General features: G+C 75.0%; 18 protein-coding genes. 8 read left to right on the forward strand and 10 right to left on the reverse strand.

Annotation, left to right across the window (positions count from 1 at the left end; translation table 11 throughout):
* The first annotated feature begins 121 nt into the window (after positions 1–121).
* Positions 122–964 (forward strand): class II aldolase/adducin family protein, encoded by an 843-nt coding sequence (locus tag ACK586_RS00920; protein WP_409328575.1) that lies wholly within the window; start codon positions 122–124, stop codon positions 962–964.
* Between the two features lie 122 nt (positions 965–1,086).
* Here ACK586_RS00920 and ACK586_RS00925 read toward each other — a convergent pair whose 3' ends face one another.
* A complete protein-coding gene (locus ACK586_RS00925) occupies positions 1,087–2,262 on the reverse strand; it encodes an acyl-CoA dehydrogenase family protein (RefSeq protein ID WP_409328576.1) in 1,176 nt (391 codons plus the stop codon).
* Positions 2,263–2,412: 150 nt separating this feature from the next.
* Here ACK586_RS00925 and ACK586_RS00930 point away from each other — a divergent pair, with 150 nt between their 5' ends.
* Positions 2,413–3,120, forward strand: coding sequence for a hemerythrin domain-containing protein (locus tag ACK586_RS00930; protein ID WP_409328577.1), 708 nt, complete (start codon positions 2,413–2,415; stop codon positions 3,118–3,120).
* A gap of 108 nt (positions 3,121–3,228) precedes the next feature.
* Here the strand turns inward: ACK586_RS00930 and ACK586_RS00935 are convergent, their stop codons facing one another.
* Both ACK586_RS00935 and ACK586_RS00940 read right to left on the reverse strand, forming a co-directional pair.
* The gene (locus ACK586_RS00935; protein ID WP_409328578.1) at positions 3,229–4,272 is read right to left on the reverse strand and encodes a YihY/virulence factor BrkB family protein; all 1,044 of its coding nucleotides are present in this window, start codon (positions 4,270–4,272) and stop codon (positions 3,229–3,231) included.
* A gap of 103 nt (positions 4,273–4,375) precedes the next feature.
* Positions 4,376–5,800, reverse strand: a complete 1,425-nt coding sequence (locus ACK586_RS00940; protein ID WP_409328579.1) for an MFS transporter — start codon at positions 5,798–5,800, stop codon at positions 4,376–4,378.
* Positions 5,801–6,082: 282 nt separating this feature from the next.
* Here ACK586_RS00940 and ACK586_RS00945 point away from each other — a divergent pair, with 282 nt between their 5' ends.
* Positions 6,083–6,259, forward strand: a complete 177-nt coding sequence (locus ACK586_RS00945; protein WP_409328580.1) for a hypothetical protein — start codon at positions 6,083–6,085, stop codon at positions 6,257–6,259.
* A gap of 135 nt (positions 6,260–6,394) precedes the next feature.
* Here the strand turns inward: ACK586_RS00945 and ACK586_RS00950 are convergent, their stop codons facing one another.
* The 3 genes from ACK586_RS00950 to ACK586_RS00960 form a co-directional block, all read right to left on the reverse strand.
* Positions 6,395–8,191, reverse strand: a complete 1,797-nt coding sequence (locus tag ACK586_RS00950; RefSeq protein ID WP_409328581.1) for an acyl-CoA dehydrogenase — start codon at positions 8,189–8,191, stop codon at positions 6,395–6,397.
* Between the two features lie 115 nt (positions 8,192–8,306).
* Positions 8,307–10,088, reverse strand: a complete 1,782-nt coding sequence (locus ACK586_RS00955) for an MDR family MFS transporter (RefSeq protein WP_409328582.1) — start codon at positions 10,086–10,088, stop codon at positions 8,307–8,309.
* Complete coding sequence (locus ACK586_RS00960) at positions 10,085–10,594, reverse strand: MarR family winged helix-turn-helix transcriptional regulator (RefSeq protein ID WP_409328583.1); 510 nt, start codon at positions 10,592–10,594, stop codon at positions 10,085–10,087. Before ACK586_RS00960 ends, ACK586_RS00955 begins: the two co-directional genes overlap by 4 nt.
* Before the next feature lie 242 nt (positions 10,595–10,836).
* On the opposite strand from ACK586_RS00960, the gene hrpA reads away from it, so the two are divergent.
* Positions 10,837–14,880, forward strand: a complete 4,044-nt coding sequence (gene hrpA / locus ACK586_RS00965; RefSeq protein ID WP_409328584.1) for an ATP-dependent RNA helicase HrpA — start codon at positions 10,837–10,839, stop codon at positions 14,878–14,880.
* Positions 14,881–14,926: 46 nt separating this feature from the next.
* Here hrpA and ACK586_RS00970 read toward each other — a convergent pair whose 3' ends face one another.
* Positions 14,927–15,943 carry a LacI family DNA-binding transcriptional regulator gene (locus tag ACK586_RS00970; RefSeq protein WP_409328585.1) on the reverse strand — a complete coding sequence of 339 codons (1,017 nt, stop codon included), beginning with the start codon at positions 15,941–15,943 and terminating at the stop codon, positions 14,927–14,929.
* A gap of 87 nt (positions 15,944–16,030) precedes the next feature.
* Here ACK586_RS00970 and ACK586_RS00975 point away from each other — a divergent pair, with 87 nt between their 5' ends.
* On the forward strand, positions 16,031–17,281 hold the full coding sequence (locus tag ACK586_RS00975) for an MFS transporter (RefSeq protein ID WP_409328586.1): 1,251 nt from the start codon (positions 16,031–16,033) through the stop codon (positions 17,279–17,281).
* Here ACK586_RS00975 and ACK586_RS00980 read toward each other — a convergent pair.
* A complete protein-coding gene (locus ACK586_RS00980; protein ID WP_409328587.1) occupies positions 17,218–17,598 on the reverse strand; it encodes a hypothetical protein in 381 nt (126 codons plus the stop codon). The genes ACK586_RS00975 and ACK586_RS00980 overlap by 64 nt on opposite strands.
* A 223-nt stretch (positions 17,599–17,821) precedes the next feature.
* Here ACK586_RS00980 and ACK586_RS00985 point away from each other — a divergent pair, with 223 nt between their 5' ends.
* The 3 genes from ACK586_RS00985 (at position 17,822) to ACK586_RS00995 (ending at position 19,952) form a co-directional block, all read left to right on the forward strand.
* On the forward strand, positions 17,822–18,211 hold the full coding sequence (locus tag ACK586_RS00985) for an ATP-binding protein (RefSeq protein WP_409328588.1): 390 nt from the start codon (positions 17,822–17,824) through the stop codon (positions 18,209–18,211).
* A gap of 84 nt (positions 18,212–18,295) precedes the next feature.
* On the forward strand, positions 18,296–18,460 hold the full coding sequence (locus ACK586_RS00990; RefSeq protein WP_409328589.1) for a hypothetical protein: 165 nt from the start codon (positions 18,296–18,298) through the stop codon (positions 18,458–18,460).
* A gap of 139 nt (positions 18,461–18,599) precedes the next feature.
* Positions 18,600–19,952: a cytochrome P450 gene (locus ACK586_RS00995; protein WP_409328590.1), complete on the forward strand. Its 1,353-nt coding sequence runs from the start codon at positions 18,600–18,602 to the stop codon at positions 19,950–19,952.
* Here ACK586_RS00995 and ACK586_RS01000 read toward each other — a convergent pair.
* Together ACK586_RS01000 and ACK586_RS01005 are read right to left on the reverse strand one after the other, a co-directional pair.
* Positions 19,939–21,213 carry an MFS transporter gene (locus tag ACK586_RS01000; protein ID WP_409328591.1) on the reverse strand — a complete coding sequence of 425 codons (1,275 nt, stop codon included), beginning with the start codon at positions 21,211–21,213 and terminating at the stop codon, positions 19,939–19,941. The genes ACK586_RS00995 and ACK586_RS01000 overlap by 14 nt on opposite strands.
* Entirely contained in the window at positions 21,210–22,538 is a 1,329-nt protein-coding gene (locus tag ACK586_RS01005) for a sulfate adenylyltransferase subunit 1 (protein WP_409328592.1), read from the reverse strand. The genes ACK586_RS01000 and ACK586_RS01005 overlap by 4 nt, the downstream gene beginning before the upstream one ends.
* Between the last annotated feature and the right edge of the window lie 54 nt (positions 22,539–22,592).

Below are 22,592 nucleotides of genomic sequence, written 5' to 3' on the forward strand. Positions count from 1 at the left end.
AACACTCAACCAGAGTGCCCGGACCGCGGCGCGGCGGACGGCCGGCCCGCCGGAGCGCGTCGCGTCGGGCAGACTCGCAGGCGTGCGGCACCGGTGCCGCCCACCTGCGGAGGAGCTCCCGATGACCGTGACCGACCGGTCCCCCTCGACCCCGCTGCCCGCGGCGGCCGCCGACACCGACGCCACCGGCCGGCAGCTGCGGATGGCCACGCCGCCGGCGTTCGGCTCGGTCGAGGAGGAGCGCGCCCACCGCAAGGCCAAGCTCGCGGCGGCGTTCCGGATGTTCAGCCGGGCCGGGCTCGACGAGGGGGTGGCCGGGCACATCACCGTGCGCGACCCGGGTGCGCCCGACACGTTCTGGGTGAACCCCTTCGGGATGCACTTCAGCATGATCCGCAGCAGCGACCTGGTGCGGGTCGACGAGGACGGCGAGGTCGTCGAGGGCGACCGGGCGGTGAACGGGGCGGCGATCGCCATCCACACCGCGGTGCACGCCGCCCGGCCCGACGTCCTGGCCGCCGCGCACGCCCACGGCCCGTACGGCAAGACGCTGTCGTGCCTGGACATGACCATCGAGCCGCTCACCCAGGACTCCTGCGCGTTCTACGAGGACATCGGCGTGCACGACAGCTACTCCGGCGTCGTCCTCGACCCCGAGGAGGGCCGCCGCATCGGCGCGGCGCTGGGCCGGCACAAGGCGGTGATCCTGCGCAACCACGGGATGCTGACCGTCGGCACCTCGGTCGACAGCGCCGCCTGGTGGTTCCTCACCCTCGAGCGCACCGCCCAGGCCCAGCTCACCGCCTACGCCGCGGCCGCGGGGCTGGGCACCCCGCCGCGGCGGATCGGGCACGAGGAGGCGACGGTGACCCGCGGGCAGGTCGGGTACGAGTTCGCCGGCTGGTTCCAGTTCCAGCCCATCTGGGAGCGGATCAGCCGCGACCAGCCCGACCTCTTCGACTGACGCCGGGACGCCGACGACCGCGCGGGGCCGAGGGTGCAGCCGGCCCACGGTTGTGCACTCCTCCACGTGACGAGCCCGTCATGGGGTGGAGGAGTGCACAGTGCCGACCGGCGAGCCGCCGCTCAGACAATGGCGCTCTCGCCGGTGACGGCGCGGCCGACGATGAGGCTGTTGACCTCGCGGGTGCCCTCGTAGGAGTAGATGGCCTCCGCGTCGGCGACGTACCGGCCGACGTGGTTCTCCAGCAGGATCCCGTTGCCGCCCATCAGCTCCCGCGCCCAGCCGACGGTCTCGCGCATGCGCATGGTGCTGTACGCCTTGGCCATCGACGCGTGCTCGTCGCGGAGCATGCCGCAGTCCTGCAGCTGCGAGGCCCGGGCGCACAGCGTCGCCGAGGCGGTGATGTTGCCGAGCATGCGGAACAGCAGGTCCTGCACCAGCTGGAAGCTCGTGATGGGCTTGCCGAACTGCTGCCGGCCGTCGGCGTAGCGCAGCGCGTGCTCGTAGGCTCCGCGCGAGCAGCCGACCGCCGACCACGCGACGCCGACCCGGGTCGCGCGCAGCACCTGCGCGGTGTCCCGGAAGGAGTTCGCCTCCTGCAGCCGGTTCTCCTCCGGCACGCGGACGCCGTCCAGGGTGATGTGCGCGTTCTGCACCGCCCGCAGCGCGATCTTGTCCCGGAGGTCGACGGCGGAGAAGCCCGGCGCGCCCTTCTCGACGACGAAGCCGAGCACCCGGTCGGTCTCCTCGTCCCGGGCCCAGATGATCACCAGGTCGGCGAAGCTGCCGTTGCCGATCCACTTCTTCTCGCCGGTCAGCACCCACGCGTCGCCGTCGCGGCGGGCGGTCGTCTGCAGGCCCCGGGCCACGTCGGAACCGTGCTCGGGCTCGGTCAGGCCGAAGGCGCCGATGAGCTCCATGCGCGCCATCGCCGGCAGCCAGCGCTCCTTCTGCTCCGCCGAGCCGCACAGGTGCACCGTCCCCATGGCCAGGCCGCCGTGCACCCCCATGAACGTGGCGATCGAGGGGTCGCCGCGGGAGAACTCCATCGCGACCATCCCGTCGAACAGCGCCGACCGGCCGGGGGAGCCGTACCCGGAGTACTGGGCGCCCGCGACGCCGAGCCCGGCGAGGCCCGGGACGAGTTCGTGCGGGAACTCCCCTCGCGTCCAGAAGTCGTTGATGACCGGCTCGACCTCGGCGTCCATGAACGCGCGGACGCGGTGCAGCGCCTCCCGGTCGGCGTCGTCGAGCAGCGCCTCGAGGTCGTAGAAGTCCGACGTCACGGGCGGGGTCATCGTGCCTCCTCGGTCCGCGGTCTCCGGCGTCCGCGTGCGGACGCCCTACCCGCCGGGGCCCGCCGGGCAACCCGGAGGACGGCATGGCATGGGGCACCCCGGTCCAGGGAAGAAAGGGACGGATCCGTCCCACATCGAGAGGTCGTCCCCGTGCCCCGTTCCCTTGCCGACCAGACCGAGGCCGAGCTCGGCGGTCCCGGCAGCGTCCTGACCCGGCAGCGCCGCGACCACGTCCGGCTCGACGAGCTGCTGCACGAGCTGGACGGCAGCTCCGGCCGAGCGCAGGAGGAGGTGCTGCAGCGCATCGACCGGCTGGTCTTCGCGCACGCCTTCGCCGAGGAGGCGGTGCTGTGGCCCGCCGTCCGCCGCGTGCTCCCCGACGGCGAGGAGCTCACCCTGCGGATCGAGGAGGAGCACCAGGAGGTCAACGAGCTCGTGGCAGCGCTCGAGGAGGGCGGCCCGGAGCACCCGCAGCGGCCGGCACGCCTGGCCCGGCTGGTGGCAGTGCTGCGCGAGGACGTCCGGGACGAGGAGGACGTCCTGCTGCCGCGGCTGCAGGAGCGGCTCGATCCGCACGAGCTGCGCCGGCTGGGCCGGCAGTGGGAGCTCGTGCGGCGGATCTCGCCGACCCGGCCGCACCCCACCGTGGCGCGCCGTCCGCCGGGCAACGCTCTGTCGGCCCTGCCGCTGTCGGTGCTCGACCGCACGCGGGACTGGGTCGACGCCGGCGTCCGCCGGGCACCGGAGCGGCTGGCTCCGGCGGGGGAGGCGGTCAGCCGGGGCCTCGCCTCCGTGGCGGCGCTGGTGGAGCGCATGCCCCCGGCCCGGTCCGGCGACCGCCCGCCCACGTCCCGCTGACCACCGGACGGACGAGAGGCCCGGCTCCCTGGGGAGCCGGGCCTCTCGTCGCGTACCGCCCCGTCCCGTGGCTCGCACCGAGCGTGCGAGCCACGGGACGGGATCCGCTCAGTTGGTCTGCCGCGGGTCGGGCTCGGCCCGGGCGTCGAGCTGGATCTCCTTGTGCGCCTCCGGCACGCCCTCCTTGAGCTCCTTGGTCCGCTCGATCTCGGAGTCGAGCTCGATGCCGAACAGCAGCGCGCTGTTGATCAGCCAGAACCAGATCAGGAAGATGACCACGCCGGCCATCGCACCGTAGGTCGCGTTGTAGTTGCCGAAGTTGGCGACGTAGAAGGCGAACGCGGCCGAGGCCACGACGGCGACGAGGATGGCGACGCCGGCGCCGGGGCTCACCCACTTGAAGCCGCGCAGCTTCGCGTTCGGGGTGCTGTAGTACAGGATCGCGATCATCAGCGCGAGCAGGACCACCATCACCGGCCACTTGACGACATTCCACACCGTCAGGGTGGTGTCGCCCAGCCCGATGGCGCTGCCCACGGCCTCGACGACCGGGCCGCTCAGCACCAGCATCGCCACGATCAGGGCGGCGAACAGGATGCCGATCAGCGTCACCAGCAGCTGCAGCGGCTTGAGCTTCCAGACCTTGCGACCCTCGGGGGTCTCGTAGACGACGTTCGCGGCACGGGTGAAGGCGCCCACGTAGCCCGATGCCGACCAGATCGCTGCGGCGAGACCGAAGATCAGCCCGAACCCGGCCGCGCCGGTGTTGCCGGCGATCTGCTCGATCACCGGGTTGAGCGTGTCGGCCGCGTCGGCCGGGACGACGGCGGTCAGCGCCTCGGTCAGCTGCTGCGGGTTGGTGAGCAGCCCGACGATGGACATCAGCGCGACCAGCGCCGGGAAGAGGGCCAGCGTGCCGTAGTAGGTCAGCGACGCGGCCCAGTCCATGAGGTTGTCCTCGCTGAACTCCTTGACCGTCCGCTTGAGCGTGCCGCCCGCGGTGGTCTTGGTGTCGGCTCCGCGCGGGGCGTTGTCGAACCGGGTCGAGTTGACCTTGTCGTCGTGGGGTGCGGGGTCTCCGGCGACGTTGCCGGAGAAGCGCGTGTCCTTCGCACCGGCCGAGGCGCTGCGAGCGCCGGTGGAACGTGCCATCGAGGGTCCTCCGGTCAGGGCTGCTTCCGACGTTCTCGTGGCCCTGGGTGCCCCGGACGGTCCCGTTCCATGCTCTCGGACACGATGTCGTGACCTCCGCCGGTCAGCGCACCCCGCTCACCGGCGACCACTCCCCGGCGCCCGCCGTGGCCTGCTCGACGTCGGCCAGCGGATCGGTCCCGCCTCCGGGACGGCCCCGGCCGCGCAGCATCGCGACGAGGCTGACCAGCGCGACGGCCAGCGCCGCGGCCACGCCGATCAGGCACACGAGGGTGAACGCCGACGCCCGCGGCAGGCCGGTCGCCGGGTCCGCGCCGGCGGTCAGCAGGGCCACGGTGAGCGCGCTCCCGGCGGCCTGGCCGACCGACCGGGTGATGGAGTTGACGGCGTTGGCCACCCCCGTCTCGCTGGGCCGCACCGCCTGGACGACGAGCGTCGGCAGCGCGGCGTAGGCGATGGTCACCCAGACCTGGGTGAGCAGCGCGCCCGCGACGACCCAGGCGGGGGCGCCGCGCAGCACGGCCAGCAGCGCGAAGCCGGCCAGCCCGGCCACTCCGCCGGCCAGCAGGGTGGGCAGGGCGCCCAGCCGTGCGACGACCCGGCCGGCGATCGGGGCGAGCACGATGCCGGCGACGCCGCCCGGCAGCAGGTAGACGACCGCCGCCTCCAGGACCGACGCCCCGAACCCGTAGCCGGCGATCTCCGGCGGCGTCTGGACGTACTGCATGACCGCGATGAAGGAGACGAACAGGCCCAGCCCGGTCATCAGCCCGGCGACGTTCGGGGCCAGCGTCCGCGGGTCGGTGAGCAGGGACGGCCGGACCAGCGGCTCACGTCGCCGGCGCTGCAGGACCACCCACCCGGAGAGGACGACGACCGCGCCGGCCGCGCACGCCAGCGTGGGGACCGACGTCCACCCCCAGGCGTTGCCCTGCGACACGGGCAGCAGGAGCAGCACGAGGCCGGCGCCGAGCGCGACCGCGCCCCACCAGTCCACCGTGCCGCTGGCCGTCGGGGGACGGCGCGGGAGCACCACGGCGGCCATGACCAGGCTCGACAGCGAGACGGCCAGCCCGACCCAGAAGGCGTCGCGGTAGCTCCCCGATCCGCGGGACAGCAGGCCGGTCGCGACCAGCCCGACCACGCCACCGACCGCCAGCGTGCTGCTCACCACGGCCATCGCGACGCTCAGCCGCCGGGCCGGCAGCTCCCGCCGGAGCACGCTGATGGCGAGCGGGAACAGGCCGTAGGAGGTCCCCTGCAGCACCCGGCCGGCCAGCAGCAGAAGCAGGGACGTCGCGACCAGGGTGAGCACGGTGCCCCCCGTGACCACGGCGAGGATCCCGAGGAACACCGGCCGCTCGCCGCGGGTGTCCCCGAGCCGGCCGAGCACCGGCGTCGACACCGCGGCCGCCAGCAGGTTGGCGGTCAGCACCCAGCCCGCCGCGGCGGTCGAGACGTCGAGCTCCGCGGCGATGGTCCCCAGCAGCGGCACGACGAGGCTCTGCAGCAGCGACAGCGTGGTCACCGCGAGTGCGAGCGTCAGCAGCAGCGGGCCGTGACGCGCGGGGCGCGCAGGACCCGCCGGGGCCGGGCGCGGGCTGGCAGCCGGAGGCGTCACCCGAGGATGAGAGCACGCCGTTCCGGAGGCCCGACGGGCCGGCCCGGCGTGTGAATCGCGTCACCAGCAGTCAGGAAGTGATCACGGATCGACGATTGAGCGGTAGATCCACGGGCACACAGGTCCCGACGACATGCCGGTCCACGCGCCTGACGGGCCGGCGGAGACACGAACAGGGGGAAGTCCTCGATGATGTTCTGGCCGGCCGTGACCCTCCTCGGGTTCCTGGTCCTGACCGGACTGGTGGTCGTGATGGGGTCCTCCAGCACGGCTCGTTACGAGCGCGAGCAGCGCGCAGCGCAGGCCCTCCGGTCCGCCGCGTCCTCCGCTCCCGAGCCGGTTCCCGCGGCGGCCGTCAGCGCCTGACCCGGGGCCGGCTCGCCGCCGGCTCCCACCCACCGCGCCCCGCCGCTGCTCGCCAGCCGCGGGGCGCGGGTGCGCCCGGCCCCCTGCAGGGGCCCGCCGCGAGCGTGCGAGCGGCGGGGGACAGGGGGTCCCTGCTCAGAGCCAGCGCTCGTCGGTGTCCAGGACGGTGCGGTCCAGGGACTCCAGCAGGTCCAGCTGCGTGTGCACCTTCGGCAGTTCGTGGCGGTGGAAGTAGCGGGCGGCGGCGCGCTTGCCCTCGTGGAAGTCGCTGGTCTCCTCGCGGGTGGCCAGCGCCTGCTCCAGCCACAGCCAGGCGACGACGACGTGGCCGGCGGCCTCCAGGTAGGCGGTCGCGTTGGCCAGCGTGACCGCCGGGTCGCCGGCCCCCCAGAGCGTGGCGGTGACCGCTCCCAGGCGGGCGACCGCGGCCTCGAGGTCGGCGGCGAGGCCGGCCCAGCCGGTGCCGGCGGCGCGTGCGGTGGTGGCCCTGATCGTCTCGCCGAGCAGGCGCAGCCCGGCGCCGTCCTGCATCAGCACCTTGCGGCCGAGCAGGTCCAGGCCCTGGATGCCGTTGGTGCCCTCGTGGATCGGGTTGAGCCGGTTGTCCCGGTAGAACTGCTCGACCGGGTAGTCACGCGTGTAGCCGTAGCCGCCGTGGACCTGGATGGCCAGGTCGTCGGTGATCGGCCCGTACTGCGAGGGCCACGCCTTGGCGATCGGCGTCAGCATCTCCAGCAGCAGGTGCGCCCGGTCGCGGGCCTCCTGCGTCTGGGCGGTCTGCTCCTCGTCGACCAGCCGCGCGCAGTACAGGCCCAGCGCCAGGCCGCCCTCGGCGTAGGACTTCGCCGCCAGCAGCATCCGGCGGACGTCGGTGTGCTCGACGATCCGCACCGGCGGGGTGCTCGGGTCCTTCGCCGTCGGCGGGCGGCCCTGGGTGCGGGTGCGCGCGTACTCCAGCGCGTGCAGGTAGCCGGTGTAACCCAGCACGGTCGCGCCCATCCCGACGCCGATCCGCGCCTCGTTCATCATGTGGAACATGTAGGTGAGGCCGCGGTGCTCCTCGCCGACCAGGTACCCGACCGCGCCGGCCCGCCCGCCGGGGGTGTGCACGCCCTCCCCGAAGTTCAGCAGCGTGTTCGTCGTCCCCCGGTAGCCCATCTTGTGGTTGAGCCCGGCCAGGACGACGTCGTTGCGCTCACCGAGCGACCCGTCCTCGGCCACCAGGTGCTTGGGGACGACGAACAGCGAGATGCCCTTCACCCCGGGCGGGCCGCCGGGGACCTTCGCCAGCACCAGGTGGACGATGTTCTCGGTCAGCTCGTGGTCGCCGCCGGAGATCCACATCTTGTTGCCGGTCAGCCGGTAGGTGCCGTCGTCCTGGCGCTCCGCGCGGGTGGTGATGTCGGCCAGCGACGAGCCGGCCTGCGGCTCCGACAGCGCCATCGTGCCGAACCAGCGGCCGGCCACCATCGGTGCCACGTAGGTGTCGACCTGCTCCTGGCTGCCGTGGGCGATCAGCAGCCGGGCGTTGGCCATGGTGAGGAACGGGTAGGCCGAGGTGCCGACGTTGGCGGCCTTGAACCAGGCGAACACCGCCTGCCCGACGGTGTGCGGCAGCTGCATGCCGCCGAAGCGCTCGTCGAACTCGCTGGCCAGCAGGCCGGCCTCGGCGAAGACGTCGAGGGCCTGCTTGACCTCGGGGATCATCTCCACCCTGCCGTCGACGAACCGGGGCTCGTTCTCGTCGGCCGCGCGGTTGTGCGGCGCGAAGTGCTCGGTGGCGATCTGCTCGGCCAGCTCCAGCACCGCGTCGAACGTCTCCCGCGAGTGCTCGGCGTAGCGCTGTCGCTTCACCAGGCTCTCCACCTCGAGCCACTCGTGCAGCAGGAACTGCAGGTCCCGGCGGTTGAGGATCAGCGAGGACGCGGGCACGGGAGGCCTCCAGGGACGCACGGCGACGGGCGGTACGCCTCACCGTAGGCCGGTCGGCCGGCCCGGTCCCGGGGGCGGGTTCCGCACCACGTCGGGGGGACCCGTGGCGAGGGACCTAGGGCTGGTGGCGGGGGCCGCGCCCGGCGACGCCGTCGCCGACGGTGCCGTCACCGGCGGACGGGCCCTGGTTCGGGCTGACGGACGTCGGCGCCGCGGCGCCGGCGGCCCGCGTGGCGTCGTCGGCTGCGGTGGCGTTCCCGGTGGCCGTCGCCGTCCGGGCCTCCTGCTGCGCCTGGATGCCGGACTTGTTGCTCAGCTCCAGTTGCGGCAGGAACAGCAGGACGACGAAGCCGACCGCCACGACGGCCGCCGCGATGAGGAAGACCAGGTCGATCGACTCGGAGAAGCCGACCTTGAACGCCTGGACCGCCGCCGGCGGGGCCGACGAGATGGAGGTCGTGTCGCTGAGTGCGGCGTCGACGTCGATGGAGCCCGCCAGGTCGCCCAGCCCGGCGCTGCGGAAGGCGTTGCCGATCTCCACGGGCAACCGGCTGAACAGCAGGGACAGGAACACCGCGACCCCGAGGGTGCCGCCCATCTGCCGGAAGAAGGTGACCGACGAGGTGGCCACACCCATCTCCCGCGGCGAGACGGAGTTCTGCACCGCCAGGATGATCGGCTGGAAGTTGAACCCGAGGCCCAGGCCCAGCAGCACCATGAACGGGAACAGCGTCCACACGGAGGTGTCGGCCTCGACGACGAACGACAGCGACACCAGGGCCACGACCATGAAGGCGATGCCGACCAGCGGGAAGATCTTGTAGCGGCCCGTCCGGCTGATGGCGATGCCGGAGCTCACCGCGCCGATCATGATGCCGCCGACGAGCGGGATCATCTGCAGGCCCGCGACGGTCGCGCTCGAGCCGTGCACGATCTGCAGGTACTGCGGGAGCAGCAGGATCCCGCCGAACATGCCGGCGCCCATCACCAGGCTGGCGATGCCGCCGATCGCGAAGGTCCGGTTGCGGAACAGGCGCAGCGGCAGCATCGCCTCGTCGCCGTACGAGCGCTCCGCCACCACGAACAGCACGAAGCCGACGATCCCGATGGCGTAGCAGGCCAGCGCCGCTCCGGAGCCCCAGCCCCAGGTGCGGCCCTGCTCGGCCACGATCAGCAGCGGCACCAGGAAGACGACGAGCGCCAGCGCGCCGGGCCAGTCGATGCGGTGGTCGCGGCGGGTGTGCGGCAGGTGCAGCACCCGCATGACGACCGCGAAGGCCACGATCCCCAGCGGCACGTTGACGAGGAAGATCCACCGCCAGCCGGTGAGGCCGAGCAGCGTGCCCTGGCCGGCGAGGAAGCCCCCGATGACCGGCCCGAGCACGCTGGAGGTGCCGAAGACCGCCATGAAGTAGCCCTGGTACCGCGAGCGCTCGCGGGGCGGCACGATGTCGCCGATGATCGCCAGCGCGAGCGACATCAGGCCGCCGGCGCCGATGCCCTGCAGCGCCCGGAACGCCGCCAGCTGGTACATCGACTGGGCGAAGGCGCAGGCCAGCGAGCCGACCACGAAGACGGCGATGGCGAACAGGTAGAACGGCCGCCGGCCGTAGATGTCGGAGAGCTTCCCGTACAGCGGGGTGGTGATCGTGGAGGTGATGAGGAACGCCGTGGTCGCCCACGCCTGCAGGTCGTAGCCCTGCAGGTCGTCGGCGATGGTGCGGATGGCCGTGGAGACGACCGTCTGGTCGAGGGCGGCCAGGAACATGGCGACCATCAGGCCGACGATGATCGTGACGATCTGCCGGTGGGTGAACTGGCCGGAGGCGTCGGGCGCGGCTGCGGCGGCACGGGCCTCGCTGCGCTGAGCAGCGTTCCCCCGCGTGGTGCGGGTCATCGGGTCTCTCTCGGGGTGGGGAGGGCGTCGGGCGTCGCGTCGGCGGGCAGGACGGCGGACAGGCCGTCCAGCAGGCGCCCGAACAGGTCGGTGAGGGTGGACAGCTCGGCGTCGTCCCAGTCGGCGGTGACCCGCGCGAGGACGGCGGACCGCTCGGCCCGCAGCGCGGCGAGCGCGGCCTGGCCGGCGCCGGTGACGACCAGCAGGCTGGCCCGTCCGTCGCGCTCGTCGGGGACCCGCTGCACCAGCCCGCCCTCGACCAGGGTGGCCACGTGCCGGCTGACCGTGGAGGGGTCGGCGTGGACGAGGTCGGCGAGGGCCCCCTGCCGCATGGCGCCGAGGCGGTCCAGCGGGAAGAGGAGCACGTGGGCCGCCCGCTCGCGGCTGTCGCCCGCGGTGGCGGCCTTGAGCGCGTGGATCTGCCGCATCATGCGGGCCAGCTGCTCACCGAGGGTGTGCAGCTGCGCCGGGCGGGCGCCAGGGGTCGCCGGTGCGGGCAGGCTCACGGGGTCTCCGGGGGGCGGACGGCGGCGCGGTGCCGAGAACAGGTGCACGGTACAACCGGTTGCTCGGTACATGCATCCACCGGTGGCAGTGCATCACGCGTGACGTCGGGCACGCCCCGGGTCGGTGACGCCGGGTCGCGCCGCGCGCAGTGGGATCCTGGGAGGGCCGGTCCCGCCGGTCGTCCGCGTGCCCGCACCGTCGGTGCCCGGACAGCCCCCACGTCCTCGAGAGGAGCTCGGCCATGGCCGTCGACGCGCCGGCCGCCGGCGACCTCCGCTCGCGCCTGGCGGCGCTGACCCTCGAGGACGAGCACCGCCTCGGCCGCCGGCTGGACGGCACCCGGCGCACCCGCGACGCCGAGGCGCGCGCCCGGCAGCGGGAGCGGATCGCCGCCGACGTCGTGGCCGCCGAGGAGCGGATCGCCCGCCGTCGCGGCGCCGTCCCGCCGGTCACCTACCCGGCCGAGCTGCCGGTCTCCGCCCGCCGCGACGACATCGCCGCGGCCCTGCGCGAGCACCAGGTGGTCGTCGTCGCCGGCGAGACCGGGTCCGGGAAGACCACCCAGCTCCCGAAGATCGCCCTCGAGCTCGGCCGGGGCGTGCGCGGCCGGATCGGGCACACCCAGCCCCGCCGGATCGCCGCCCGCACGGTGGCCGAGCGGATCGCGGAGGAGCTCGAGCGACCGCTGGGCGACGTGGTCGGCTGGAAGGTCCGGTTCACCGACCAGGTCTCGGACACCACGCTGGTCAAGGTCATGACCGACGGCGTGCTGCTCGCCGAGATCGCCCACGACCGGCTGCTGCGCCAGTACGACACGCTGATCATCGACGAGGCGCACGAGCGCAGCCTGAACATCGACTTCCTGCTGGGCTACCTGGCCCGGATCCTGCCCCGCCGTCCCGACCTCAAGATCGTCATCACCTCGGCGACGATCGACGTCGAGCGGATCGCCGCGCACTTCACCGGCCTCGGTCCGACGGGGCGTCCTCCCCGCCGAAGTGGCCACTCCGGCGGGGAGGAGGGCGGCGGGGAGGACGGCCGCCGAAGTGGCCACTTCGGCGTCGAGGTGCCGGTCGTCGAGGTCAGCGGCCGCACCTACCCGGTCGAGGTCCGCTACCGGCCGGTGGTCGACCCCGACGATCCGGAGGCCGACCCCGACCGGGACCAGGTCACCGCCATCGGCGACGCCGTCGAGGAGCTGGTGGCCGAGGGGCCGGGCGACGTCCTGGTGTTCCTCGCCGGCGAGCGGGAGATCCGCGACACCGCCGACGCGCTCACCGACCGCTTCCCCGGCGTCGAGATCCTGCCGCTCTACTCGCGGCTGTCCGCGGCCGACCAGCACAAGGTGTTCCAGCGGCACACCGGGCGGCGGGTCGTGCTGGCGACGAACGTCGCCGAGACCTCGCTGACCGTGCCGGGCATCCGCTACGTCGTCGACCCGGGGACGGCGCGCATCTCCCGGTACAGCGCGCGGACCAAGGTGCAGCGACTGCCGATCGAGCCGGTCAGCCAGGCCTCGGCGCGACAGCGGTCGGGCCGGTGCGGCCGCACGTCCGACGGCATCGCGATCCGGCTCTACACGCAGGACGACTTCGACGCCCGGCCCGAGTACACCGACCCGGAGATCCTGCGCACCAGCCTGGCCGCGGTGCTGCTGCAGATGGCCGCGCTCGACCTCGGTGCCGTCGAGGACTTCCCCTTCATCGACCCGCCGGACCGCCGCGCGGTCGCCGACGGCCTCGCCCTGCTCGAGGAGCTCGGTGCCCTCGACGGCCAGGGGAAGCTCACCCCCACCGGCCGCTCGCTCGCCGCGCTGCCGCTGGACCCCCGCCTCGCGCGCATGGTGGTCGAGGCCGACCGGCGCGGCGTGCTCGACGAGGTGCTGGTGATCGCCGCCGGCCTGACCATCCAGGACCCGCGCGAGCGCCCGGCCGAGCACCAGCAGGCCGCCGACCAGGCCCATGCCCGCTTCGCCGACGAGAACTCCGACTTCCTCGCGCTGCTCAACCTGTGGCGCCACCTCGAGGAGCAGCAGGACGCGCTGTCGGGCAGTGCCTTCCGCCGCACGGTCAAGCGCGAGTTCCTGCACTACCTGCGCATCCGTGAGTGGCAGGACCTCTACGGGCAGCTGCGCAGCACCGCCCGCCGGCTCGGCATGACACCGACCGGGCCGTCGACCGAGCCCGACGAGCGCTCGATCACCACCGCCCTGCTCGCCGGCCTGCTCTCCCAGATCGGCCTGCAGGTCGAGGAGGGCAGGCGCAAGGACGGCGACCGGCGCCGCGGCGGCCGCGAGTACCTGGGCGCCCGCAACGCCCGCTTCGTCATCGCGCCCGGCACCCCGCTGGCGAGGAAGCCCCCGCGCTGGGTGGTCGCCGCCGAGCTGGTGGAGACCAGCCGGCTGTTCGCCCGGACCGTCGCGCGCATCGACCCCGAGACGGTCGAGCAGCTCGCCGGCCACCTGGTCACGCGCGAGTACTCGGAGCCGCGGTGGGACGCCAAGCGGGGCTCCGTCGTCGCCACCGAGCGGGTGACGCTCTACGGGCTGCCGCTCGTGGTGGGCCGGCGGGTGCAGTACGGCTCGATCGACCCGGTCGTCTCCCGCGAGCTGTTCGTCCGGCACGCGCTGGTGCAGGGCGAGTGGACCACCCACCACCGCTTCTGGGTCGAGAACCAGCGGGCGCTGGAGCGGGTCGCCGAGCTCGAGGAGCGCGCCCGCCGCCGTGACATCCGGGTCGACGACGAGACGCTGTTCGAGCTCTACGACGCCCGCGTGCCGGCCGACGTCGTCTCCACCCGGCACTTCGACCGGTGGTGGAAGGAGGCCCGGCGGCGCACGCCGGACCTGATGACCCTCACCGTCGAGGAGCTCACCGACGCCGCGGCGGCGGGTCAGGTCCGCGAGGAGGACTTCCCCGACGCCGTCCCGCTGACGCAGGGGCTCACCCTCCCGCTGTCGTACGCCTTCTCGCCCGGGGCGCCGGAGGACGGCGTGACCGTCGCCGTCCCGCTGGCCGTGCTCGACGCCGTCGCCGAGCGGACGGCGGGCAGCTCGCTGGCCTTCACCGTGCCGGGGCTGCGGGAGGAGCTGGTGACCGCGCTGCTGCGCACCCTGCCCAAGCAGACCCGCCGTGCGCTGGTGCCCATCCCCGACCGGGTGCGGGAGGTGCTGCCGCGGATCGAGCCGACCGAGCCGCTGCTGCCGGCGCTGGAGCGCGAGCTCCGCCGGGCCGCGGCCGTCGTGGTCCCGCCGGACGCCTGGGCGCCCGAGCAGGTGCCGGGCCACCTGCGGGCCACCTTCCGGGTGGTCGACGACCGCGACCGCACCCTGGCCCAGGGCAAGGACCTGCACGCCCTGCGCGCCGAGGTGGCACCCCAGGCCCGGGCCAGCCTGGCGCGCGCCGCCGCCGACCTCGAGCGCACGGGGCTGACCGCGTGGACGATCGGCGACCTGCCGCGCAGCGTCGAGGTCGACCGCGGCGGGCACGTCGTCCCCGCGTTCCCCGCGGTGGTCGACGAGGGGGAGACCGCCGGCGTCCGCGTGGTGGCCTCCGAGGCCGAGGCGGCCCGCCTGCACCGGCGCGGCGTCCGCCGGCTGCTGGTCCTGGCCGCCGGGTCCCCCGCCCGGCAGGTCGCCAAGGGGCTGGGCCCGCGGTCGCGCCTGGCGCTGCAGTTCAACCCCGACGGCGAGATCCCCGACCTGGTCGCCGACTGCGTGGACGCCGCCGCCGACGAGCTGGTCACCGCGGCCGGCGGCCCGCCGCGCGAGGCGGCCGCGTTCGCCGCGCTGGTGGAGACCGCCCGCGCGCAGCTGGCGCCGCTGACGAAGGACACCGTGACCCGGGTCGAGGCGGTGCTGACCCAGGCCCGCGAGGTCGCCGTCGCGATCGGCGCCGCGCCGGGCCGCCGGGTGCCCGACGCCGCCGTCGCCGACCTGCGCCGGCAGATGGCCGGGCTGCTGCACCGGGGCTTCGTCGCGGCGACCGGCCGCCGCCGGCTGCCCGACGTCGTCCGCTACCTCACGGGCATGGCGCTCCGGCTGGAGAAGCTGCCGGCCAACGCCGCCCGCGACGCGCTGTGGATGCAGCAGGTGGAGGCGGTGACGGCCGAGTACGAGCAGCTGCGCCGGAAGGTCCCGCCCAGCGGTGCGCCCGACGACCCGGTCACGGCGGTCCGCTGGATGGTCGAGGAGCTGCGGGTGGCGCTGTTCGCGCAGCAGCTGGGCACGCCGCGGGCGGTGTCGGAGCAGCGCATCTACAAGGCGATCGACCGCATCTCGGCCTGAAGGAGGCCCCCTCGCCCCCGACCCTCGCTCCGCTCGGGCCGGGCCCCTACGAGGGAGCCGGACGGGTGGTCGAGCGGACGACGACGCGCCAGCCCGGCTCGCCCTCCGGCGGGGTCCCGCCGAGCACCAGCCGGGCGCACCGGGCGCCCTGCTCGCGCAGCGACTGGGCGACGGTGGTCAGCCCGGCCGCCTCCGCCGCGTCGCCGTCGTCCCAGCCGGTGACGGCGACGGCGTGCGGAACGGCGAGCCCCGCCGCGGTCACGGCGCGCAGGGCGCCCAGGGCCAGCTCGTCGCTCATCGCGGCGACCGCGTCCGGCGGCTCGTCGCCGGCCAGGAGCTCGGCGGTGAGGTCCTCGCCCTGCCCGCTGTCGTTGACCGGGCACACCGCCAGGCGCAGCGCCGCCGGGGGCCGGCCGGCCTGCGCCCACGCGTCCCGGAAGCCCTCCCAGCGGTGCCGGGTCACCGGAAAGCCCACCTCGCCGACGTCCGGCCCCCTCAGCACCCGGCGCGCGCGGGCGCGGTCGAGCGGAAAGCCCAGGACCACCGGCCGCTGCGCGCCGGCGAAGGCCAGCGCGCCGACCGCCGCGGCGGCGGACCGGTCGTCGATGGCCACCACCGGCAGGCCGCGGTGCGCGGGGCCGGCGTGGACGACGGCGGGCAGGCCGCGGTCGGCGACGGCGTCGAGGACGGGATCGTCGTCGCTGGTGGTCCAGACGACGAGCCCGTCGACGACGGCCTCGGCGACGCGCTCGACGTCCGTCCCGCCGCCCGTCACCGGCAGCAGCGTCAGACCGACCCCCTCGGCGACGCACACGTCGGCGACCCCGGCGAGGAAGCGCGCCGCCTGCGGGTCGTCGAAGGCGTAGCTCAGCCGCTCGCCGAGGACGACGCCCAGCGACCCGACCCGCCCGCGGCGCAGCGAGCGGGCGGTCGGATCGGGGCCGGGGTAGCCCAGGTCGCGGGCCGCCGCCCGCACCCGCTCGACCGTCCCGGCCGCCACCCGGGCGGGGCGCGAGTACACGTAGGAGACCGTCATCGGCGACACCCCGGCCGCGCGCGCCACCTGGCGCATGGTCGGTCGCGCCGCCGGCGCCGCCCCCGGCTCAGGTGCGGACCGGGGCCCTGGCGGTGGCACTCCTACACTGTAGCTGTGTATCGATACACATCCGCGGCGCCCACGGCGGCGTTCCGCCGGGACGGCCCGACCGTGGTGTCCTACGCGGCGCTCGCGTGCTTCACCTTCTGGCTGTACGCCTTCGGCCCGGTCCTGTCCCTCCTGCGCGCCGAGCGCGGGTTCTCCTACACGGTCCTGGGACTGCACACCGCGGCGTGGTCGGCCGGCACGATCGTCGTCGGCCTGCTGTTCCCGGCGGCCGCCCGGCGGCTGTCGCGCGGCGCGCTGCTCTGGTCCTCGGCCGCGCTGGCCTCGGCCGGGGCCGTGCTCGTGGTGGCCAGCGGCGGGCCGGGGGCCACCCTCGGCGGGGCCGGCGCCCTCGGCCTGGGCGGCACGGCGCTGGTCGCCGTCGTCCAGGCCGTCCTGTCCGACCGGCACGGTCCGCGGCGGGAGCGGGCGCTGACCGAGGCCAACATCGGCGCGGCCGCGTGTGCGGTGATCGCGCCGCTGGGGCTCGGAGCGCTCGCCGCCGGGCCCCTCGGCTGGCGCGCCGCCTACCTGCTGCCGGTCCTGGGGCTGGCGGGGCTGGCGCTGCGCGCCCGGCGCACGCCGCTGCCGGCCCCCGTGCGGCCGGCGGGACGGGCGGGCGCCGGCCGGCGGCTGCCGGCGGCCGGCTCGCTGCTCGCCGGACTGGTCGCGGGCAGCATGGCGGTCGAGTTCTGCCTGGTCTACTTCGGCGCCGAGCAGCTCCGGACGCTCGGGCTGTCGGCGCCGGCCGCGGCCACCGCGATGAGCGGCCACTACCTCGGACTGCTGGCCGGCCGGATCGCCGGTGCGGCGGCGACCCGGCGTCCCGGCCGGACCGTCCCCCTGCTGCACGGCTCCCTCGTGCTCACCACCGGTGGCTTCCTGCTGTTCTGGCTGAGCGCCTCGCCGGCCGGAGCGGTGGCCGGGCTCGCGCTGGCCGGGGTGGGGGTCGCCAACCTCTACCCGCTGGCCCTCGCGCTGGCCCTGGGTGCGGCCCCGGGGGACGAGGACCGGGTCAACGCGCGCACCCAGCTCGTCGGCGGGCTGCTCGTGCTCGTCGCCCCCGTCGTGCTCGGCGGGCTCGCCGACCGGGCCGGCCTGACCGCCGCCTTCTCCGTTGAGCTGCTGCTCCTGGCGCTCTGCCTGGCGCTCCTGGTGGCCGGCACCCGCCGCTGCGATCGCCGGGCCGGCGACGGTCAGTCGATCGCCGGAGCGGCGTCGTCGTCGGGGCGGTCGCGCAGCAGCGCGGAGATCCGCTGACGGGTGACGCCGAACAGCGAGGCGATCCGGTTGATGCTCACCGATTCCCCGTGCAGCGCCCGGGCCTGCTCCCGGCGCCAGGCGCTGCCGGCCGTCGCCAGCGTCGCGAGGACCGTGCTGATCCGCTCGACCACCAGCGGGCGGGGCTCCGCGGTCACGATGTCGAGCCAGGGGCGGCCGGTCTCCCGCTGCTCGACCAGGCGCTGCGCCCGTTCGCGCGCGGATCCCAGCTCGTCGGAGCACGTGTCCAGCGCGGCCACGAGGGCGCGCAGCGCCGCCAGGGCCGGCTCGTCCCCGCCACGGGTGTCCGACGCCACCTGTCCTCCGCTCGCCCGCCCGCCGCATCCCGACGGATCGATGGCCCACTATGCATCTGAACCCCCCTTGCATGCAACGGGTGTGACGTGCAATGCCAGTGACGTGCAAGGGGGGTTGCGTCACTCGTTCCGGCGTGCTTCGGTAGCGCACAACGGGATGCTGCGCCTGTGCCCGACGTGGCGCGCCGTCCCGACCTCGTCAGCACCACCCCGGAGGCCGGCCGTGTCCACCCTGCGCGCGAGCGTCGATCTGCTCCCCGTCGCGCGCAGCGTGCCGGTGGCCCGTCACGTGGTCGTGGACCTGCTGCGGGCCTGGCGCGCGCCGCACGACCACGACGACGCGGCCCTGCTGGTGACCGAGCTGGTCGCGAACGTCGTGGACCACGTCGGTGGCGACAGCGTGTTCACGCTGGAGGTGACTCTCGCCGACGACTGGCTGCGGATCGGTGTCGTCGACGGATCCGGTGTCCGCCCCGTCATCCGGGAGCTGGACACGGGCCACCCGCGGGGACGCGGCATGCGGCTGGTGGCCGCGATCGCCGACCAGTGGGGAGCCGAGGACCACCGCGGCGGCAAGCGGGTCTGGTTCGAGCTGCGCCCACCGGGCCTGTGACTCCGTGCGCCCGGGGTTTGACCCCGCCGGTCGCCGGGGAGGGCCGCAGGGACGATCCGTCCCCGCAGTCGAAGGAGATGCGCGATGACCGAGCCCGGGACCCACAGCGCCGGTGAGGGCCTGTCCGACGAGGAGATGGTGGAGACCGTCGCCGGCCAGACCGACAGCGCCTCCGAGCACGCCGACAACGCCGGCAAGGACTGGTCCGGCAAGGACCTCGACGCCCCGGCTCCGACCGACCAGGGCTGAGCCCCCGCGCCGCCCGGGAGGCCCGGGCGGCGCCGGGCCGGGCGGTGCACACCCGGGCGGTGCCGGGCCGGGCGCTCGGCCGGGCGCCCGGCGCTGACAGACTGCGGCGGACGACGACGTCCCCCGCAGAGAGGCGCCCATGACCGCGCTGACCGCACCGCGGCAGTCCCCGCCGGCCCCCGAGCCCACCCGCTCGCCCCTGCTGCGGCCGGCACGGACGCTCGCACGCTACGCCGTCCGGCACGGGCTGCCCGCCGTGTACCTCGCCCGGGCCGCCCGCCGCGGCGACCTCGTCGGCCGGCTGCTGCGCGACCCGGCGGTGCGCGAGCACCCGTACGACGTCCACGAGCAGCTGCGCGCCCGCGGTCCGCTGGTGCCCAGTGCTCTCGGGTTGGTCACGACCTCCCACGCCGTCGCGCAGGAGGTGCTGCGGTCGGACCGCTTCGGCGTGGGCTGGGACCGGTCCCGCGCCTCGGGGGCGATCGGCTGGGCGCTGCGTTTCGGCGACGAGCTCGACGCCGCCGGCGTGGCCGAGCCGCCGTCGATGCTGGTGGTCGACGCCCCCGACCACACCCGCTACCGGCGGCTGGTCAGCCGCGCGTTCACCCCCCGGGCCACCGCGGCGTTCGAGCCCGTGATCCGGCGGACCGCCGAGCAGCTCCTCGACGGCCTGGCCGGTGCCGGGACCGTCGACCTCGTCGACCGCTACGCCGCCCAGTTGCCGGTGCTGGTCATCGCCGAGCTGCTTGGCGTGCCGACCGACCGCCGGGAGGACTTCCTGTGCTGGGGCGCCGCAGCGGCCGCGACGCTCGACCCCGGGCTGCCGGTGCGCCGGTACGTGCGGGCCGAGCGGGGGCTGCGGGCGATGCACGGGTTCCTGCGGCAGCACTTCGACCGGCTGCGCCGTGATCCGGTTGACGACCTGGTCAGCCGGCTGGTCGGGCTGCCCGGGGAGGAGGCCCTGACCGAGCGGGAGCTGCACGCCACGGTGCTGCTGCTGCTGGGCGCCGGGTTCGAGACGACGGTGAACCTGCTGGGCAACGCCGTCGTCGCCCTCGACGCCCACCCCGACCAGTGGGAGGCGCTGCGCGCGGAGCCGGCCGGCTGGGCCGGCGCGGTGGAGGAGGCGCTGCGGTACGACAGCCCGGTGCAGCTCACCGGCCGCACCGCGCGCGCCGACGTGGAGGTCGCCGGCCGGCTCGTGCCGGCCGGCGGCCGCGTCACGCTGCTGCTCGGGGCGGCCAACCGCGACCCCGGCGTCTTCGCCGACCCCGCCCGATTCGACGTCGGCCGGGCCAACGCGCGCGAGCACCTGGCCTTCTCCGGCGGCGTCCACTACTGCCTGGGAGCCGGTCTGGCACGGCTCGAGGCGGAGGTGGCGCTGCAGGCGCTGAGCGAGCGCTTCCCGCGGATGCGCGTCGCCGGGCGGCCGGTGCGCCGCGACCTGCGGACGCTGCGCGGCTTCGAGGTGCTGCCGGTCAGCCTCGGCTGACCGGTTCCGGCCGGGCCGGCACGGGGAGGACGGCGTCGCGTGCGGCGCCCCAGCCGGCCCACGCCATCGGGACGACGGCGACGAGCAGCACGACCAGCGGCCAGGACCAGCCGCGGGTGGCGTCGTGCAGCGCACCGAGCACCAGCGGGCCGGAGGCGGCGAGCAGGTAACCCAGGCACTGGGCCACGCCGCCGAGCCGGGCGGCCACGAACGGGGTGGGGCTGCGCAGCACGATGAGGGTCAGCGCCAGCGCGAAACCCGATCCCTGCGCGACGCCCCAGGCGCACACCCACACGACCGTGGCGGTGTCCGGGAGCAGCAGCAGGCCGGAGAGGCCGACGGCGTAGGCGCCGACCACGGCGACCACCAGGGGCCGCTGCCCGCGCATCCGGCCGGCCTGGGCGGGCGCGACGAGCGCGCCGGCCGCCCCCACGACGTTGGACAGCCCGAGCAGCAGTCCGCCCGCCGACCGGGGCACCCCGGCGTCGGCGAGCAGCGTCGGCAGCCAGGCGGCGATCGCGTAGAACTGCAGGCTCTGCATCGCCAGGAAGGCGCAGACCCGGCGCGCCAGCGGCAGCCGCAGCAGCTCCCAGGAGCCGCCGGGCGGCGCGTCGCCCCGGACCCGGCGGGCCCGGCCGGTGCCGGCGACCGGCAGCCACAGCACGAGCGCGCCGAGGGCGAGGAAGAGCCACAGGCCCAGCCCGCCCCGCCAGCCGAGGCCGAGCGCGCCGGCCACCGGCAGGGTCAGGGCCGCGCCCGCGGCGGCACCGACGTTGAGGGAGGCCGAGTAGATGCCCATGACGGCGCCCGGCCGCACGAACTCGCGCTTCACGTACGCCGGCAGCAGCACGTTGGCCAGGGCGATGGCGGCCCCGGCCAGCAGGCTCCCGGCGTAGAGCAGGGCGACGGGGGACAGCAGCCGCAGCGCGATGCCCAGCGCCAGCAGCAGCAGGGAGGCGCCGACCGCGGTCTCCAGCCCGACCCGCCGGGCCAGCCGGGGAGCCACCGGGGCGAAGGCGCCGAAGCAGAGCACCGGCACCGTGGTGAGCAGGCCGGCCATCGCCGAGGAGAGGCCGGTGTCGGCACGCAGGTCGCCCAGCAGCGGCGCGACCGCCACCACCGCCGGGCGCTGGTTGAGCGCGACCGCGACGATCGCGGCGACCAGCAGCCACGTGGCGAGGCGGGTGCGGGAGGTCGGCGCCGGCCCCCTCCCGGCCGCCGCCCCGGGGACGCCGGCGGTGGGGAGGAGGGGACCGGTCATCCCGCGGGTGTCAGCATCGCGGCACCGACGGTGGCGTTCGTGGCCTCGTCGACCAGGATGAACCGACCCGTGACCCGGTTGCGCAGGTAGTCGTCGACGAACAGCGGCTGCGTCGTGCGCAGCTTCACCCGGCCGATGTCGTTGAGCCCGAGCTCGGTGGCCCCCTGCTCGCGGTGCAGCGTGTTGACGTCGAGCCGGTAGGCCAGCTCCTTGACCACGCCGCGCACCGAGCGGGTGGTGTGCTTGACCGCCAGCCGCTGCCGGGGCCGCAGCGGTTCCTCGGCCATCCAGCAGACCAGCGCGTCGAGGTCCTGCGTCACCTGCGGGGCGTTGGCCGGCCGGCAGATCAGGTCGCCGCGGGAGACGTCGAGGTCGTCGGCCAGCCGCACGGTCACCGACATCGGGGCGAAGGCCTCGTCGAGCGGGCCGCGCGGGCCGTCGATGCCGGCGATCGTCGTCGTCAGCCCGCTGGGCAGCACCTGCACCTCGTCGCCGGTGCGCAGCACGCCGCTGGCGACGGTTCCCGCGTAGCCGCGGTAGTCGTGGAAGGCGTCGGACTGGGGCCGGATGACGTACTGCACGGGGAAGCGCGCGTCGGTGAGGTTGCGGTCGCCGGCCACGTGCACGTGCTCGAGGTGGTGCAGCAGCGTCGGGCCCTCGTACCAGGGGGTGTTCGGCGAGTGCGTGACGACGTTGTCGCCGTGCAGCGCCGAGATCGGGACGACGGTCAGGTCGGGCACGCTGAGCTTGGCGGCGAACGCGCTGAACTCGTCGCTGATGGCCTCGAAGACCTGCTCCGACCAGTCCACCAGGTCCATCTTGTTGATGGCGACGACCAGGTGCGGCACCCGCAGCAGCGAGGCCAGGAAGGCGTGCCGGCGGCTCTGCTCCAGCAACCCCTTGCGCGCGTCGACCAGCACGATCGCCAGGTCGGCGGTGGAGGCGCCGGTGACCATGTTGCGGGTGTACTGCACGTGCCCGGGGGTGTCGGCGAGGATGAACGTGCGCCGCGGGGTGCTGAAGTACCGGTAGGCCACGTCGATGGTGATGCCCTGCTCGCGCTCGGCGCGCAGGCCGTCGGTCAGCAGCGCCAGGTCGACGTAGTCGCCCTTGCTGGCGCGCGCCACGGCCTCGTACTGGTCCTCGAACACCGCCTTGCTGTCGTACAGCAGCCGCCCGATCAGGGTGCTCTTGCCGTCGTCCACCGAGCCGGCCGTGGCGATCCGCAGGATGTCCTTGCGGGCGGTGGCGATCTCGGCGGCGTGCTCGGCGACGGCGGAGTGCACGTCGACCGGGGCGGGGCTGCCGGCGGGCTCGAGCGTCATCGTGGGGCGGTCTCCCGTGTCGTGGCGGGCCGGCCCGAGCGGACCGGAGGCCGG

It is taken from the genome of Trujillonella humicola (assembly GCF_046233715.1).
In the GTDB taxonomy this organism is placed as follows: domain Bacteria; phylum Actinomycetota; class Actinomycetes; order Mycobacteriales; family Geodermatophilaceae; genus Trujillonella; species Trujillonella humicola.

What these genes read in the sequence shown, in the direction of transcription:
- hrpA (WP_409328584.1), top strand. Translation starts at nt 10,837, where the DNA reads ATGGCCGTCGACGCGCCGGCCGCCGGCGACCTCCGCTCGCGCCTGGCG.
- ACK586_RS00990 (WP_409328589.1), top strand. Translation starts at nt 18,296, where the DNA reads ATGACCGAGCCCGGGACCCACAGCGCCGGTGAGGGCCTGTCCGACGAG.
- ACK586_RS01000 (WP_409328591.1), bottom strand. Translation starts at nt 21,213, where the DNA reads ATGACCGGTCCCCTCCTCCCCACCGCCGGCGTCCCCGGGGCGGCGGCC.
- ACK586_RS00995 (WP_409328590.1), top strand. Translation starts at nt 18,600, where the DNA reads ATGACCGCGCTGACCGCACCGCGGCAGTCCCCGCCGGCCCCCGAGCCC.
- ACK586_RS01005 (WP_409328592.1), bottom strand. Translation starts at nt 22,538, where the DNA reads ATGACGCTCGAGCCCGCCGGCAGCCCCGCCCCGGTCGACGTGCACTCC.
- ACK586_RS00945 (WP_409328580.1), top strand. Translation starts at nt 6,083, where the DNA reads ATGATGTTCTGGCCGGCCGTGACCCTCCTCGGGTTCCTGGTCCTGACC.
- ACK586_RS00935 (WP_409328578.1), bottom strand. Translation starts at nt 4,272, where the DNA reads ATGGCACGTTCCACCGGCGCTCGCAGCGCCTCGGCCGGTGCGAAGGAC.
- ACK586_RS00955 (WP_409328582.1), bottom strand. Translation starts at nt 10,088, where the DNA reads ATGACCCGCACCACGCGGGGGAACGCTGCTCAGCGCAGCGAGGCCCGT.
- ACK586_RS00925 (WP_409328576.1), bottom strand. Translation starts at nt 2,262, where the DNA reads ATGACCCCGCCCGTGACGTCGGACTTCTACGACCTCGAGGCGCTGCTC.
- ACK586_RS00920 (WP_409328575.1), top strand. Translation starts at nt 122, where the DNA reads ATGACCGTGACCGACCGGTCCCCCTCGACCCCGCTGCCCGCGGCGGCC.